At 33.5% G+C, this 14,140-nt stretch carries 34 protein-coding genes; 28 read left to right on the top strand and 6 right to left on the bottom strand.

What is annotated here, in order from left to right:
• Positions 1-103: 103 nt before the first annotated feature.
• The 3 genes from CM54_RS06030 to CM54_RS06020 form a co-directional block, all read right to left on the bottom strand.
• Positions 104-316 (bottom strand): hypothetical protein, encoded by a 213-nt coding sequence (locus CM54_RS06030; RefSeq protein ID WP_037549742.1) that lies wholly within the window; start codon positions 314-316, stop codon positions 104-106.
• Positions 317-418: 102 nt separating this feature from the next.
• The gene (locus tag CM54_RS06025) at positions 419-883 is read right to left on the bottom strand and encodes an ImmA/IrrE family metallo-endopeptidase (protein WP_037549740.1); all 465 of its coding nucleotides are present in this window, start codon (positions 881-883) and stop codon (positions 419-421) included.
• A gap of 14 nt (positions 884-897) precedes the next feature.
• Positions 898-1,230, bottom strand: coding sequence for a helix-turn-helix domain-containing protein (locus CM54_RS06020; RefSeq protein WP_037549737.1), 333 nt, complete (start codon positions 1,228-1,230; stop codon positions 898-900).
• A 177-nt stretch (positions 1,231-1,407) separates the two neighbouring features.
• On the opposite strand from CM54_RS06020, the gene CM54_RS06015 reads away from it, so the two are divergent.
• Both CM54_RS06015 and CM54_RS06010 read left to right on the top strand, forming a co-directional pair.
• The gene (locus CM54_RS06015; protein WP_037549734.1) at positions 1,408-1,650 is read left to right on the top strand and encodes a helix-turn-helix transcriptional regulator; all 243 of its coding nucleotides are present in this window, start codon (positions 1,408-1,410) and stop codon (positions 1,648-1,650) included.
• Between the two features lie 11 nt (positions 1,651-1,661).
• Positions 1,662-1,895, top strand: coding sequence for a Thoeris anti-defense Tad2 family protein (locus CM54_RS06010; RefSeq protein ID WP_037549731.1), 234 nt, complete (start codon positions 1,662-1,664; stop codon positions 1,893-1,895).
• Here the strand turns inward: CM54_RS06010 and CM54_RS06005 are convergent.
• A complete protein-coding gene (locus CM54_RS06005) occupies positions 1,881-2,219 on the bottom strand; it encodes a hypothetical protein (RefSeq protein ID WP_037549728.1) in 339 nt (112 codons plus the stop codon). The genes CM54_RS06010 and CM54_RS06005 overlap by 15 nt on opposite strands.
• 87 nt (positions 2,220-2,306) lie before the next feature.
• On the opposite strand from CM54_RS06005, the gene CM54_RS12755 reads away from it, so the two are divergent.
• Positions 2,307-2,462: a hypothetical protein gene (locus tag CM54_RS12755; RefSeq protein ID WP_197018896.1), complete on the top strand. Its 156-nt coding sequence runs from the start codon at positions 2,307-2,309 to the stop codon at positions 2,460-2,462.
• Here the strand turns inward: CM54_RS12755 and CM54_RS06000 are convergent.
• On the bottom strand, positions 2,443-2,625 hold the full coding sequence (locus CM54_RS06000; RefSeq protein WP_037549726.1) for a hypothetical protein: 183 nt from the start codon (positions 2,623-2,625) through the stop codon (positions 2,443-2,445). The two genes, CM54_RS12755 and CM54_RS06000, sit on opposite strands and share 20 nt — an antisense overlap.
• A gap of 54 nt (positions 2,626-2,679) precedes the next feature.
• On the opposite strand from CM54_RS06000, the gene CM54_RS05995 reads away from it, so the two are divergent.
• Together CM54_RS05995 and CM54_RS12750 are read left to right on the top strand one after the other, a co-directional pair.
• Positions 2,680-2,889 (top strand): hypothetical protein, encoded by a 210-nt coding sequence (locus tag CM54_RS05995; RefSeq protein ID WP_037549723.1) that lies wholly within the window; start codon positions 2,680-2,682, stop codon positions 2,887-2,889.
• 13 nt (positions 2,890-2,902) lie between these two features.
• Entirely contained in the window at positions 2,903-3,067 is a 165-nt protein-coding gene (locus tag CM54_RS12750; RefSeq protein WP_168997567.1) for a hypothetical protein, read from the top strand.
• Here CM54_RS12750 and CM54_RS05990 read toward each other — a convergent pair.
• Positions 3,051-3,284: a hypothetical protein gene (locus tag CM54_RS05990; protein WP_037549720.1), complete on the bottom strand. Its 234-nt coding sequence runs from the start codon at positions 3,282-3,284 to the stop codon at positions 3,051-3,053. The two genes, CM54_RS12750 and CM54_RS05990, sit on opposite strands and share 17 nt — an antisense overlap.
• A 155-nt stretch (positions 3,285-3,439) precedes the next feature.
• Between CM54_RS05990 and CM54_RS12745 the strand changes: the two genes are divergently transcribed.
• The 23 genes from CM54_RS12745 (at position 3,440) to CM54_RS05885 (ending at position 14,131) form a co-directional block, all read left to right on the top strand.
• Positions 3,440-3,616 carry a hypothetical protein gene (locus CM54_RS12745; protein WP_197018895.1) on the top strand — a complete coding sequence of 59 codons (177 nt, stop codon included), beginning with the start codon at positions 3,440-3,442 and terminating at the stop codon, positions 3,614-3,616.
• Positions 3,617-3,679: 63 nt separating this feature from the next.
• Complete coding sequence (locus tag CM54_RS05985) at positions 3,680-3,934, top strand: hypothetical protein (protein WP_037549718.1); 255 nt, start codon at positions 3,680-3,682, stop codon at positions 3,932-3,934.
• Positions 3,927-4,412: a siphovirus Gp157 family protein gene (locus CM54_RS05980; protein ID WP_002469779.1), complete on the top strand. Its 486-nt coding sequence runs from the start codon at positions 3,927-3,929 to the stop codon at positions 4,410-4,412. The genes CM54_RS05985 and CM54_RS05980 overlap by 8 nt, the downstream gene beginning before the upstream one ends.
• A complete protein-coding gene (locus CM54_RS05975; protein WP_037549715.1) occupies positions 4,413-5,198 on the top strand; it encodes an AAA family ATPase in 786 nt (261 codons plus the stop codon). It abuts the gene before it with no gap.
• Positions 5,199-5,229: 31 nt separating this feature from the next.
• Positions 5,230-5,775 carry a hypothetical protein gene (locus tag CM54_RS05970; protein WP_011276639.1) on the top strand — a complete coding sequence of 182 codons (546 nt, stop codon included), beginning with the start codon at positions 5,230-5,232 and terminating at the stop codon, positions 5,773-5,775.
• A gap of 11 nt (positions 5,776-5,786) precedes the next feature.
• A complete protein-coding gene (locus tag CM54_RS05965) occupies positions 5,787-6,458 on the top strand; it encodes a putative HNHc nuclease (RefSeq protein WP_037549713.1) in 672 nt (223 codons plus the stop codon).
• Positions 6,455-7,216: an HNH endonuclease gene (locus tag CM54_RS05960; RefSeq protein ID WP_037549698.1), complete on the top strand. Its 762-nt coding sequence runs from the start codon at positions 6,455-6,457 to the stop codon at positions 7,214-7,216. The genes CM54_RS05965 and CM54_RS05960 overlap by 4 nt, the downstream gene beginning before the upstream one ends.
• Positions 7,203-7,988 (top strand): conserved phage C-terminal domain-containing protein, encoded by a 786-nt coding sequence (locus CM54_RS05955; RefSeq protein WP_037549695.1) that lies wholly within the window; start codon positions 7,203-7,205, stop codon positions 7,986-7,988. The genes CM54_RS05960 and CM54_RS05955 overlap by 14 nt, the downstream gene beginning before the upstream one ends.
• Positions 7,989-7,998: 10 nt before the next feature.
• Entirely contained in the window at positions 7,999-8,769 is a 771-nt protein-coding gene (locus CM54_RS05950) for an ATP-binding protein (RefSeq protein WP_037549692.1), read from the top strand.
• Positions 8,763-8,918 (top strand): hypothetical protein, encoded by a 156-nt coding sequence (locus CM54_RS12740; RefSeq protein WP_037549689.1) that lies wholly within the window; start codon positions 8,763-8,765, stop codon positions 8,916-8,918. Before CM54_RS05950 ends, CM54_RS12740 begins: the two co-directional genes overlap by 7 nt.
• Before the next feature lie 2 nt (positions 8,919-8,920).
• Positions 8,921-9,100: a hypothetical protein gene (locus tag CM54_RS05940; RefSeq protein ID WP_037549686.1), complete on the top strand. Its 180-nt coding sequence runs from the start codon at positions 8,921-8,923 to the stop codon at positions 9,098-9,100.
• Positions 9,066-9,293, top strand: a complete 228-nt coding sequence (locus tag CM54_RS05935; protein WP_051600348.1) for a hypothetical protein — start codon at positions 9,066-9,068, stop codon at positions 9,291-9,293. Before CM54_RS05940 ends, CM54_RS05935 begins: the two co-directional genes overlap by 35 nt.
• Positions 9,294-9,641 (top strand): SA1788 family PVL leukocidin-associated protein, encoded by a 348-nt coding sequence (locus CM54_RS05930; protein ID WP_037549679.1) that lies wholly within the window; start codon positions 9,294-9,296, stop codon positions 9,639-9,641.
• Complete coding sequence (locus CM54_RS05925; protein WP_037549675.1) at positions 9,642-9,824, top strand: hypothetical protein; 183 nt, start codon at positions 9,642-9,644, stop codon at positions 9,822-9,824. It begins immediately after the preceding gene.
• 5 nt (positions 9,825-9,829) lie between these two features.
• The gene (locus tag CM54_RS05920; RefSeq protein ID WP_037549672.1) at positions 9,830-10,171 is read left to right on the top strand and encodes a hypothetical protein; all 342 of its coding nucleotides are present in this window, start codon (positions 9,830-9,832) and stop codon (positions 10,169-10,171) included.
• On the top strand, positions 10,164-10,742 hold the full coding sequence (locus CM54_RS05915; RefSeq protein WP_051600347.1) for an SAM-dependent methyltransferase: 579 nt from the start codon (positions 10,164-10,166) through the stop codon (positions 10,740-10,742). Before CM54_RS05920 ends, CM54_RS05915 begins: the two co-directional genes overlap by 8 nt.
• Positions 10,743-10,759: 17 nt before the next feature.
• Positions 10,760-11,185: a dUTP diphosphatase gene (dut, locus tag CM54_RS05910; protein WP_037549669.1), complete on the top strand. Its 426-nt coding sequence runs from the start codon at positions 10,760-10,762 to the stop codon at positions 11,183-11,185.
• Between the two features lie 36 nt (positions 11,186-11,221).
• Positions 11,222-11,398, top strand: coding sequence for a hypothetical protein (locus tag CM54_RS12735; RefSeq protein ID WP_002469932.1), 177 nt, complete (start codon positions 11,222-11,224; stop codon positions 11,396-11,398).
• Positions 11,399-11,402: 4 nt separating this feature from the next.
• A complete protein-coding gene (locus CM54_RS12565) occupies positions 11,403-11,543 on the top strand; it encodes a DUF1381 domain-containing protein (protein ID WP_002470009.1) in 141 nt (46 codons plus the stop codon).
• Positions 11,544-11,548: 5 nt separating this feature from the next.
• Positions 11,549-11,719, top strand: a complete 171-nt coding sequence (rinB, locus tag CM54_RS05900; protein ID WP_037549666.1) for a transcriptional activator RinB — start codon at positions 11,549-11,551, stop codon at positions 11,717-11,719.
• Between the two features lie 70 nt (positions 11,720-11,789).
• Complete coding sequence (locus CM54_RS05895; protein ID WP_037549663.1) at positions 11,790-12,206, top strand: RinA family phage transcriptional regulator; 417 nt, start codon at positions 11,790-11,792, stop codon at positions 12,204-12,206.
• A gap of 249 nt (positions 12,207-12,455) precedes the next feature.
• The gene (locus CM54_RS05890) at positions 12,456-12,842 is read left to right on the top strand and encodes a phBC6A51 family helix-turn-helix protein (protein WP_037549661.1); all 387 of its coding nucleotides are present in this window, start codon (positions 12,456-12,458) and stop codon (positions 12,840-12,842) included.
• A 2-nt stretch (positions 12,843-12,844) separates the two neighbouring features.
• Entirely contained in the window at positions 12,845-14,131 is a 1,287-nt protein-coding gene (locus CM54_RS05885; RefSeq protein WP_037549658.1) for a PBSX family phage terminase large subunit, read from the top strand.
• Positions 14,132-14,140: the final 9 nt, after the last annotated feature.

Here is a 14,140-nt window from a genome sequence, read left to right as displayed (position 1 = left end):
TTTCGTTATTTCAGAAACTATGCGTTGCACCTTCCTTAAAAGGCTTGGCTCAAAGTCACCATATCAATAGACTTAGGCTTCCTTTGAATTCACCCGATACAAACTATACATTACTGTATAGCAGGGCAATGTAATTACCGATATTGGCATCTTTAGCAAATTTACGTGCGAATCTTGCTTGTTCTTTCACTGCTGAAGGAATATTAATAGCCTCAACCCCTTTAAAGTTATTAATTCCGAATTCTTTAGAAAGTTCAGGACGACTATTTTCAATTTCTTTAAACGCCTTAAATGCAGGAGAGCCAATCATACTCAATATTGTTATCACCACGGTTTTTTATCCGTGGTTTCTTTATGTTTCCATAAAGTTCAGCATATGTGTTTATCCTGTTAATTTATATCCGTCACTAGGGCGCTGTTAATCAATATGATGCAACTTATAAACTCGCAACGGTTCGAACGTAATAGAGTAATCGCCATAGTGAGTGCCAATACCATGTTTCTGTTTATAATATGCCAATATCTCTAATACGTACTCTTCACTTAACTGAACATATTGAGCTAGTTCATATAAGTTATTTACACCGTAATGATGTGATTCTACGATAATACGCAAGGGTAGTGCTGCCTCGTATCCATGACGTCTTGCGTAACTTTCAAACTTACGGTTAATCCATTTAGACTGGTCTAAGATATTCCCATATGTAAGTTTATGATGCGCTAATTCTTCGAAGAGAACCTCTGCTTTGCGTGTTTCGGATAAATCTTTATCTATCAATATTATGCCGTCTTTATAGAAACCACTATACCCATCAGGTAGTGAATGTGTATCTTTAATTTTAATGTGTTCATTCTCAGCGAGTAATTGTTCGTAACGTGACATTAAAACCAATCCCTTTATTTATCTTCGTTTTTAAATCTATCTATTAAACTCATTATGTAATCAACATCTTCTTGTTTAAGTTCACCCTCTAGATGCGCTGCAAGAGTAGTAGGTTCTTTTTCTTTCATTTCTTTAATTCCACTTAATTCATCCAAAGATATATTAAAGTAATCTGATAATGCGCTAGCGTGTTCCATCGAAGGACTTGTAAAACCTTTTTCCCATCTATCTATCGATGCTTTTGAAAATTTAACTTCATATCTTGCATTAAGTCTATCGCTCAATTCTTTTAATGATAAGTTGCGAGATTTTCTTAATTTACTAAGGTTGTCTGAGAAATTAGTCATTTTTTTGTACTCCTTGTTTGTATTTTACAAACTTATTATATAAGTTTGTTCTCATTTTTGCAACACATTTTACAAATTTATTTCTCAAAAATGAAATTTATTTGTTGACACTGAAATATCGAACCTGTATAGTAATCAGTGTAATCTCATAAATGAGACGAAAGAGGTGATTTCAACATGAACAAAATGAGATATCAAAACTTAAGGAATTTCATTGATGAAAGTGAATATTCTCATAAAGACGTAGCTAATATGATTGGCATGAACCCCGCACGCTTTAGTCAAAAGATAAATAGGAATAAAAGTAATTTTACTATCGACGAAGCGAGTGCGATTTGCGATGTATTGAATATTAGTATGGACGATTATTTTTTTAATCATAACGTCTCAAAAATGAAACGAGAACCGCAAAAAACTTAAAGGAGGTCGCTATGAATATACAAGAGGCAACAAAGTTAGCTATGGAAAGAGGTAAACCAATTTATCGCTCATCTGAATTTGAAACATTTAGAAAACCAGGAGACAACTTAGAACTTTTACCTACAAATAGTTATGGATACGTAGTTGTGAAGCCAAGGCAAAAAGCCTTCTATCAATTGTGGCAACCAATGGCAGAAGACTTATTAGCTGATGATTGGGAAGTGGTGGGTCTAAAAAAGAATTAACTTTTTCAATTCATTAATCCTTTTTAGAACTTTATTTAGGTTCTTTGTATAACGATTTTGCATTTCAGCTATAGCTGATGGTTCAAGTATAAATTCCGGATAACCATCCATTGTGGGTTTCGGTGTATTTAAATAACCGTGGTTTGAAAGTTCCATTAAAGCTAAATGAAAATCTTCTGAATTTATACCAATAAAGTAATTATCACGAACACTATGTTCATCTTCAAAATATCTTGCTTCTCTTTTGGTTTTACCATCTTGAATATCGTCTTCATAACAACGATAAAGTTGAAGTAAAACGAACTCGGCTTCATTAGTAAGCACAATATCACCTCCTCATAAGGAGTATAGCAGAAAGATAAATTTATATATTAACCCACAATCGAGCAAACAAATTAAGGAGTGAATAGAATGGACAAACTATTTAAAACAACCCTCCTCATCACAATGGCAGTTGTGACGTGGAAGATTGTAAAAATTGAGAAAAGTTTAAAACCAGAAACACTTACTAGAGTTGTAAACAAAGAAAATGCGAGAAAAGTAAGAGTTAATCTTGGTCTTTTGTAAAGATTTTCTCTAAAGCATCTTTAGCTTCAGCATAAGCAATTGCATACTCACTCGTTAGCTCAATATTAACGGTGCCAGTTTCAGCAATTTGTTGATTAGCTAAGATTTCGGCTTTTAATAAAGCTAAATCATGGGCGCGTTGCTCAATAGATAATTCAGACATAGTTATCACCTCCTTAGGTTGATAACCAAATTATACACAAAAGGAGTGATTTTAATGGAATACATCGGCTTTGCAGACGCAAACGAATTTGTAAAAGTGAGTGGCATTTCTAAGAACGACTTAGAAAAACACGTTTATTCAAATAAAGAGTTTCAACAATCTTGTATGTATCGATTCGGAAAGAATCATAAACGTTACATCGAGATTAAACCAGGAATCGAGTTTATTAAACAAAATATATTGATGTCGGAAACGGCACTTTAGAGGAGGTTTACCGATGAACAAACTACAACTCATTAAAATAGCACTCCTAATCGTCATCTTGGCGGAGGAGATTAGAAGTGCTAGGAATTATAAAAAAGCTATAGGAAAAAAATTTGTTTACCCTAAAAAACAAAATGATGGCATCAGATTAATAAGACATTTTAATGATTTTCGCTAAACAGTCTTTTTCCTAAATTTAAGAAGATAAAATCTTGTTGATATTTTAATGACTCATGCAAAGCAACGGAGTAAATAATCTCGTAAGAAACACTTTCATCAGCATTTTTCTTTAGTTTCTGAAGATTATTTTTGAAATGTTTGCTTTCGCCACCATATAATTCATTAGCTTTATTAACAACTTCATAATAAATCTTTTCGTATTCACTATACAACATGATCAACACCCCCAATCTAACGCAGTAGCGATAAATATATTATACACGAAGGGAGTGGCCGTAATGCCTGAACACATTCAACAAATGTTATTTGATTTCGCATTAGAAAGAGGATATATCGAAAAACTTTTAGAAATGAAAGGAGAGGATGATAAATGAAGTACCTACTAAGCTACATGACGATGTTTATCGCAATGATCATCACATTAATTTTAGGAGGTGGTTTTACAACAATTATAGGCGTTGCAATCTTGACTTTTATCTTTAGCACATTCTTTTGGGAAAAGTGGCTTGAGATAACAAAAAAGACTGATACCCACGCCAATGAGTAACAGTCGAAGATTTTTAAAAATATATGTACTTAAAATTTACAACTAAATAAGGAGGTCGTCAAGTTGAAACACAAATTACTAAAAATTGCTAACGACTTAAATGCATTAATTATCCATAGTAAAGAGAATGTTGAATGTCAATTTGGAACAGGAATTTACGATGACGAAGTCGTCTTATTCTTCTTTCATTACTCAGATGAGTATGAGGCAGAAGTTAAAAACATTATATTCGCTGAATATCACACATCAGAACAACTTCGTGACAAATTCGACTTAGCTAAAAAAGTGATTAAAGGGGAGTGTTTGATTGATGAGTAACATTTACCAAATTAACGATAAATTCTTATCAGTTTTAAACATGGCTGATGAAGATGTTGACCCACAAGTTATACAAGACACACTGGACTCGATTGAATTAGAACTAAACGAAAAAGTAGATAACATTGTTGGACTTAAACGTAGTGTTGATTCAGATGTGGACGCTATAGACAAAGAACTTAAACGTCTACAAGAGTTAAAAAAATCAAAAGTAAAATTTTCAGACCGTTTGAAAGGTTATCTTTCTGACATGCTAGACCAACGCCAATTAGATAACTACAGAACATCTAAGAATTACATTTACAAACGTAAAAATGGTGCGAGTAAAGATGTAGTAGATGAATCTAAAATACCTAAAGAATACTGGGTTTCACAAGCGCCTAAACTAAATTCAAAAATGCTAACTGATGACTTAAAGGCAGGTAAAGAAATACCAGGTGCGCAACTAAAACAAACAGTTAGTCTGGTGGTGAAGTAGATGGCTGAAAAAAACAATAAACAAATTGATATCTTTAAAGAATTAGGTATTGAACAAATCAATGAAAATATTCAAAAGTATTATTCAATTATGGCATACGGTAAATCAGGAACCGGCAAAACGACTTTAGCAACTAGAGAAAACAATGCTTTTATTATAGATGTTCATGAAGATGGGACTAGAGTTACCAAAAAAGGATTTGTTAAGAAAGTTGATAGTTATAATTCTTTTAGAAAAATAGTAGCTAATATAGACAAAATAATCGAAGAAGCACGAAACAGAGGCATACCAGTAGATGTAGTTGTGATTGAAACTGCACAAAAATTAAGAGATATAACATTAGCCCATGTATTACAAATAAACGCTGTGCCTAAAGCTAGAATTCAAGATTATGGAGAAACGTCGAAACTCATTGTTAATTCAATTAGACATTTATTAAAACTAAAAGATAAATTGGGTTTCCACGTTGTTATAACAGGACATGAAGGGCTTAATTCAGAAGATAAAGACGAAAACGGAAACATTATAAATCCTAGAATATCAATCGAAGTACAAGCTGCAATACACAATAATTTAGTAACACAATTTGACATTATAGGTCATACGTTTATAGAAGATCACACCGATGAAGATGGTAATTCAACACATGATTATGTTTTTTCGGTTGAGCCATCTAATTTATATACAACGAAAGTCAGACACAATCCAGAAATAACAATAAACAACCCAAACATTAAGAATGCTTCGATTTCAAAAATTGTAGATATGGCACAAAACGGAAATTAAAAATTATAAATAAAAAGGACGGTAATCAATTATGAAAATTTCAGGACAAGCTCAATATATTAAAGAAACAAATCAAGAAAAGTTCTATAACGGTACAACAGGTTTTCAAGCTGGAGAATTCACAGTAAAAGTTAAAAATATTGAATTTAATGATAGAGAGAATAGATATTTTACAATCGTATTCGAAAATGATGAAGGTAAACAATACAAACACAATCAATTTGTTCCACCTTACAAATATGATTTCCAAGAAAAACAATTGATAGAACTACTAACTAGATTAGGCATTAAATTAAATCTTCCAAGTTTAGACTTTGATACTAACGAATTAATTGGAAAACCATGTCATTTAGTTTTGAAATGGAAATTCAATAAAGATGAAGGTAAATATTTCACTGATTTTTCATTTATTAAACCTTACAAAAATGGAGAAGGAATAATTAATAAACCGATCCCTAAAACCGAAAAGCAAAAAGCTGAAGAGAAAAGCAATTCACAACAAACGCCAATGACAAGCCAAGATAACCCGTTTGGTAACAATGACCCATTAGGTTATGAAGATGATTTAGCATTCTAGGATGTGATTAAATGCAACGCATTACAAGATACCAGAAAGATAACGACGGTACATACTCCGTCGTTGCCACTGGTGTTGAACTAGAGCAAAGTCATATAGATTTATTAGATAACGGTTACTCACTTAATGCAGATATAGAAGTTCCAGACCACGAAAAGATAACTCATAAACAACGCAGAACAATTTTCTTATTATGCGAAGATATTGAATTACATTTAGGTCAACCTAAAGAAGCTATGAGGCAAGATTTTCAATTCGAATTAGAAATAATGAATGGCTATGATCCTATTAGTTTAAAGAATTGTTCTAAAAAAATAGCTAGAGAGTTAATTGAATTGATTATTGCTTTTATGTTTCATCATCAAGTTCCTATGAGATTAAAGACAAGTAAGTTGATGAAAGAAGACAAGAGTTATCTTTACTGGGCTACTATCAACAGAAATTGTGTAATATGTGGTAAGCCAAAGGCTGAACTTGCACATTATCACGCAGTAGGTCGAGGACGTAACAGACGCAAGATTAATCATATAGGCAATCAAGTATTAGCACTATGTCCTAATCACCACAGAGAACAACATCAAATAGGTATAGACAGTTTCAACGAGAAATACAAATTACATGACAGTTGGGTGGATGTGGATAGTCGGCTCAACCAAATGTTGAAAGGAGAACGGATTAAGTGAGCGAAAGAAAAAGTTTATCTAACAAAACAAGATTTGAAATATTTAAAAGAGATAATTTCACTTGTCAATATTGCGGAAAATCAGCGCCTGAAGTTGTATTGAACGTAGACCATATAGAACCAGTTTCTAAAGGTGGTTCAAACGATATATCTAACCTCATCACTTCATGTTTCGAGTGTAATAACGGAAAAGGAAACAAAAAACTAAGTGATAAATCTGAATTAGAAAAACAACATAACGAATTGATTTTATTGAATGAACGTAAAAAACAACTAGAACAAATGATGGAATGGAAGAAAGAATTGATTAATTTAGATAATCATAAAGTAGATATGTTAACCGAATATATTGAAGAAACTCTATCAACAAGAATAACGGAAGTAGGTAAGAAAAAACTAAAACGCTGGTTAATGAAGTATGATTTTAAAGATTTAGTCTATGCTACTGATAAAGCTTTTGCAGCCTATGAAGAATCTGATAGTAATATTGTATTCGATAAAATCGAAAAAATTGCTTACTATGAAAAACACCCAGTAGCAGAATACATTAAAAAAAGTAGTTATATAAGAGGAATCTTCAAAAACAGAAACATTTTTTATAGAGATTTTGAGTTAAAAGAGATTATGAGAATATGGAGCGAAAATTTTGATAGTTTTGATATTCCTATTGATGTAGCTAAACAAACTAAAACTTATAAGGTCTTCGAGGAGGAATTGTTATATCAGATTGATGAGGTGATCAGAAATGGGGAAGCATAGATTTGTTAATGTAGAATTTTGGCAAGACGCTTTTGTTTTAGACCTCACCCCAGAAGAAAAGTATTTTTACTTGTATATCATGACTAACAGCAAAACTTCTCAATGTGGAATATACGAATTACCATATAGGGTTATTGAGTTAGAAACTGGATATAATCGCGAAACTGTAGAAAAGCTATTAAACAGATTCGTAGAATACGGAAAGATAAAATATTCAAAGAATACAAAAGAACTTTTTATATTAAATTGGGCTAAGTTTAATTGGAATAATTCGGAAAAAGTTGTTAACCGTATCAAACAAGAATTAGACAATGTAAAAGAAATTAGCTTTATTGAACAATATTTAGACTATGTGAATAGTTTAGAAAAAAATACCTCTCACATAGACTATCCATACAGTATAGATAGTCTATGGAATAAAGAAAAAGAAAAAGAAAAAGGAAAGAAAAAAGAAAGGAAAGAAGAATATATACCTTTTGAAAATATAGTAGACTATCTCAATTTGAAAACTGGAAAACATTATAAACATTCTACTGGTAAAACTAAAAGATGTATAGAAGCTCGGTGGAACGAAGGGTTTACAGAAAACGAATTTAGGAAGGTCATAGATAATATGACTTCACAATGGTTAAACGACGAAAAAATGAATCAGTATCTAAGACCCGAAACGTTATTCGGTACTAAGTTTGAGGGTTACCTTAATCAAGAGTTACAACCTAGTGGCGTAGATCAACTTGAAAGAATGAAATACGACCCTAGCTACTGGGATTAGGAGTGATTGAATGCAATCGATGGAAAGCCTAGCCAGAAACATAAAGCCCAATAAAAACATCGTAGAAGAACAACACAACCTTAAATGTAGTAAATGTGGGAACACATACGACTATTACAAATTTAGTAACGGTCATGAGTTCAGACATGGCTGTGACTGTTCAATGATACAAGCTGGTAAAGAAGCAGAGAAAAAACGTAAGCAAAAATATATAAATAATATCTTCAATCAATCTACTGTAAACGGTTCGCTAAGAGATGCAACAGTAAATAATTACCAACCTCAGAACGAAAAGCAAGTATACGCTAAAAAAACAGCTATAGAGTACGTCAAAACATTCTCGGTAGATAAACCTAAGTCTTTAATCTTACAAGGCTCATACGGTACCGGAAAAAGCCATATAGCGTATGCCATAGCTAAAGCAATTAAAAACGAAGGATATTCAGTGGCTTTTATGCACATTCCAATGTTAATGGAGCGTATTAAAGCGACTTACAACAAAAATGCGACTGAGACGACAGACGAACTCGTTAAGTTATTAAGTAATATAGATTTGCTTGTACTTGATGATGTAGGCGTAGAAAACACAGAACATACACTCAATAAGCTATTTAGCATAGTAGATAACAGAGTAGGCAAAAATAACATCTTTACTACTAACTTTAGTGATAAACACTTAAATCAAGATATGAATTGGCAGCGTATCAATTCAAGAATGAAACATAACGCTAGAACAGTAAAAGTGCTAGGCGATGACTTTAGGGAGCGTGACGCATGGTAACAAAAGAAAACATCATAGAGATATTGAAATGCAGTGATCTGTATGCTCAAAAGATGATTGATTGGGCGAAAGATGATGAGGAACTAAACAACTTAATCAATAGAAAGTTAGAAGAAAAAGCATACAGACAACCGATTGTGGAGGTGTAGTGATGGGACTACGTGAGGGATATAAAGACAAATATTACTTATATACCATAGACGGTTGGAAAATGTGCAGTGTCATACCTTTAGCAGAAGATACGTTCAATATCGGCAACTATGCAGGTATGCACTTTCAAAAAGTTTTTAATGACAATGTTAATACAACTTACATCGTGTGGAGGAGATAGAGTGAATGTGAGAGAGGAAACGTTTACGGTTCACGCTACAGTTGAAATCAAGTGCGATTACACCAGAGAACTTACAAACCAGATGGACATCGAGGAAGAAAAAGAGAAATTACTTGATGTGATTGCGGAGAACCCAGAAAAAGAATTGATGAACGAGAACTTTGAATTTATAGATTTAGTTGAGGTGGACTAAATGAAAAACATTAGAGTAGGTAAACAAACTTTTGTGATGACTGAAAAAGATGAAATGAAAATGAAAGAAAGTGGAATAAACATGTTCTCTTTGAGACAAAGAATAAATAAGGGCTGGGATTTTTACGACGCAATTGAAGCGCCAGTCGGTATGCGTCGCAAAGAGTGGAATGCACTAAAAAGAATGGAACGAGTCGAAAGTTTAAAAGAACGTATCCAAAGACGAAGAATGGAAGAACTAAGACGTAAGAAACCTCACTTGTTCAACGTGCCTCAAAAACACGGTAGGGGTAAGTGGTGCAGTCATTTAATGGAAAACGATATTTTTCCTAAAAAGGTGGCGAGATAGATGGAATTACACAAATTAAATAAAGGTGATGATATTTGGTTTAAATACCCTAACGCTACAAACTCATTCCCAGCAGTTGTGGAAGAGTTCCACTATAACTTTAATGGCGAACCTTATTTAACCGTGTTGGTAGGTAGTGAGCGTGTAAAGATTGATGATAGATACGACATAGTAAAGGTGTGAATTAGATGGCAGAAGTAACTAAGGAACAATTATTAGAATTCATTAGAAACAATGACTTAGATTTAGACGAAAGCTATCCACGTAGTGATTGGTGGAAATTTAGAAATGAACGTGACGCTTATAAGAAACAACGTGATGAACTCATCAATGATATGGCAGAAGTGAAAAGGAAAGCAGAGGCGTGGGATAAGTTAAAGGAATACGTATTAGACAAAAATGAGACCTTTATTGATAGAAAAGATTATGCACAAAGTCCACAACAATTTGAACGCTTTGAAAACTTATTAACTGCATTTAAAGTTATAAAAACTAAAATGAACGATTTGGAGCGTGGTAGTGATGAGTAATACATTAACAGGGACATCTTTATCGGGAACATCGTTGACGAGAAAAAGAGTGATTAATGATTATTATGCAACACCACCAGAAAGCACTTTAAAATTACTGGATTTTGAAGATTTTAAAGGAGATATACTTGAACCATGCTGTGGTGAAGGGCATATATCTGAAGTGTTGAAATCAAGGGGGCACACAGTCCATTCAAATGACATTATAAATCGAGGATACGGTGAAACGTACAAAGATTTTTTGAATGACGACTTTGAGAAAGTTGATAATATTATAACAAATCCACCATATAAATATGCGAAAGAATTCATTGAGAAAGCGCTAGAGACTTCAAACAATAAAGTTGCTATGTTTTGTAAAATCCAGTTATTAGAAGGTGTTTCGCGTTACGAACTATTTAAAAACTCACCGTTGAAAACGGTATACGTATTCACAAAAAGACAAAATCCATTGAGGAATGGTAATCCAGTAGATGAAAACGGCAAAAAATGGGCTAGTACAATGTGTTTTGCATGGTTTGTATTTGAACACGGATATAAAGGAAAACCAACAATAGAATGGATAAAGTAATTAAGGAGGAACAATAAATGACAAATACATTAGAAATTAAATTATTATCAGAAAACGCGACTATGCCGAAGAGAGCAAATTCTACAGATAGTGGGTTAGATTTGTATGTATCAGAAACAACAACAATTAAAGCAGGAGAAACAAAAGCAGTTAAAACTGACGTAGCTATTAATTTAACTCATGGATATGAAGCACAAGTGAGACCTAGATCAGGTAATTCACTTAAAACTAAATTACGTGTAGCACTAGGAACAATAGACAAAACATATCATAAAGAAATAGGTATCATCACAGACAATATAGGTGATGAAGATATCACAGTGGAAAAAGGCGAAAGACTAGCACAGTTAGTTGTAGCACCAGTTGTATATCCTACACCCAAAGAAGTTAAGGAGTTTGAAAATGAAAGTGACAGAGGCGCATATGGAAGTACAGGAGAATAAAGATATAGTAGAAAAAGTAAAAGAGGTGTTAGGGAAATGATAGGGCTTATCAAAGAACTTACAGATACATTTAGTATGAGCGAATGGAATGTAGTGTGGATTGACGATGAAGGGAAGTCTCATGGTAAAAGATTTTATTGGAAAACAGAAGCCAGAGAGTTTTATGACAGTTTACCATATTATCAAAAACGATTAGAAAGAGTAGGTTGGTGATACCATGCCACAATTCTTAATCAGAGAATTTACGGATAGCACAGGTCATATCCACACAAACATTGAGAAAGCGCGCACAAACGAAACTCTCTCTATTGTGGAGGCAGAGAGTAAAGAACAGGCAATTAATAAAATTAAGGAGTGAACAGAATGGTTAAACGCATATTAAAGATATGGTTTACTATCGCAGTGTATGAGTTAGGTAAGTGGTTGGGTAGAGAGTTGTATTACAAGTTAAGTGCGAATGATGAAGTGGATAAGGCGCCGAATGATTATGCGAATGAAAGTGACCAATATGATATTAACGGAGTAAGACGATGACAGGTTGGATTGTACTTATACCTATCGTTTACATCATTTGGATTGTAGTTAAGTCGGAGGAGGGTAAGAAGTGATAACAATTGAAAAACACGATATAAAAAAGCTAGAAGAATATATTAAGCACGTAGAACGGTACAGAAAAGAAATGAAAATCTGTGAGTATGAAATTTTGGAAAATCATGAGCCTGAAAACATCGGCGCAGGTAAAAGTAATTTGCCGGGTAATCCAGTTGAAAGAGAATCTGTTAAGAAGTTAAGTAACAAGAGATATAACACGTTAAGGAACATTGTCAACGGTGTGGATAAACTTGTAAATGAGGCAGATGAAGATACACTTGATCTAATTAATAAAAGATATTGGGAGTGTCCTATTGGTTGTTATCACTGGGAGGACTTAGCGGCATACTTCGGAACAAATAAAACTAGCATTTTACGTAGACGTGACGCAATGATTGAAAAACTAGCCAATTACATAGGCTATGTTTAAGTGGACTTTTGACATATATAAGTCCTCTGAAAAACGAGTTATTATGATATTGTGAAGATTAACGCTTCACAGTATAATTCACCCTTATTAGATATAAGTCTTAAACCTTTCTAACATTTTTACTCCTTGAAAAAATGTATTGAGTTATTATTTTCTCCTAAGTAGCCTATCCGAAAGACAATTCGGGTAGGTTTTTGTATGTTAAAAAATAAACTAAAGAGCATATCGTGAGAGTTGGTGATATATGAGATGACAAAAATGCAAAATAATGCAACATTTGGAGCGTATTTGGAATTGACTAAAAAACAACAAGAGTACATACGCATCAAGAATGAGATGAGTTTAAGTGATGGTGAAATCGCTGCTGAAATTGATGTTAACCGTTCAACTATATCGCGGTGGAAACATGACAATAAATTTAGAGAAGGTCTTAAAGGTTATCAAGTTGAATACTTATCTAATCAAGTACCTAAGGCATTACAAACTATGATTAATCTTTTAGATGCTAAAAGTGAATTGGTTAGATTTCAAGCTTCGAAAGATATATTGGACCGTTCAGGATATACACCGGTAGACAAACAAGAGTTAGAAGTCACTACCCCTAATATTATTAACAATATACCGTTAGAGGATTAACTGTGGATATTAAATTAGATGAAATCGTCGGTGGTGGCTATAACAAATTCTTTAACAACAAAAACTTTTATCGTGTAGTTAAAGGTTCTAGGGGTAGCAAGAAATCAAAAACAACTGCACTTAATTTTATCTTTAGAATTATGCAATACAGTTGGTCTAACTTGCTTGTTGTAAGACGTTTTAGCAACACTAACAAACAATCGACATACACAGATTTACGTTGGGCTACCAATAGACTAGGAGTTAAACACTTATTCAAATTTAATGACAGTTTGCCAGAGATAACATACAAACCCACTGGCCAGAAGATATTATTTAGAGGATTGGATGATCCGTTGAAAATAACTTCTATCACTGTAGAGAACGGCATACTTTGCTGGGCTTGGTTTGAGGAAACTTATCAGATAGAAACCTTTGATAAGTTCAGTACAGTAGTTGAATCTATACGTGGTTCTGTGGATGATCCAGAGTTCTTTAAGCAAATCACTATAACGTTCAACCCTTGGAGTGAGCGTCACTGGCTTAAACCTACATTCTTTGATGAAGATACTAAGCTAAACAACACATTCTCATACACGACGACCTATCGAGTAAATGAATGGCTTGATGAGGTTGATATTGCACGTTATGAGGACTTGTATAGAACTAATCCGAGACGTGCAAGGATTGTATGTGATGGAGAGTGGGGCGTTGCTGAGGGGCTTGTGTTTGATAATTTCGAAGTGAAAGAGTTTGATTGGTTAAAAGTGTACAAACGAACTCAAGAGAAAGCGCACGGAAGCGATTTTGGGTTTACTCACGACCCGACAACATTAATCAGCACCGTTGTGGACATAAAGAATAGAGAATTATGGATATATGACGAACACTATGAAAAAGGTATGCTCACTGATGAGATATATCAAATGTATGTAGATAAAGGATATAAAGATGCGCTTATTGTTGCAGATAGTGCTGAGAAACGTTTGATTGCAGAGATTAAGCGTAAAGGTATTCCTAACATTAAACCATCAATTAAAGGTCAAGGGTCTATTATGCAAGGTGTTCAATTTATACAAGGATTCAAAATATACGTACATCCATCTTGTGAACATACGATAGAAGAATTAAACACTTACACGTTTGACCAAGACAAAGAAGGTAACTGGCTAAACCAACCTATCGACAGAAACAACCATTTGCTCGATGGATTACGCTATTCCCTAGAACGTTTCCATTTCCCTAGAAATAACAGAACGAACGTCAATATTAAGAAGAATATTAGCCGAGCAAAGGCAATGGGCTTATAAAGGAGGTAA

The organism is Staphylococcus sp. TE8, from assembly GCF_000692055.1.
GTDB classification, from domain to species: Bacteria; Bacillota; Bacilli; order Staphylococcales; family Staphylococcaceae; genus Staphylococcus; species Staphylococcus capitis.
Note: the sequence above shows the minus strand (reverse complement) of the source record. Positions and strands in the feature narration are given on the sequence as shown.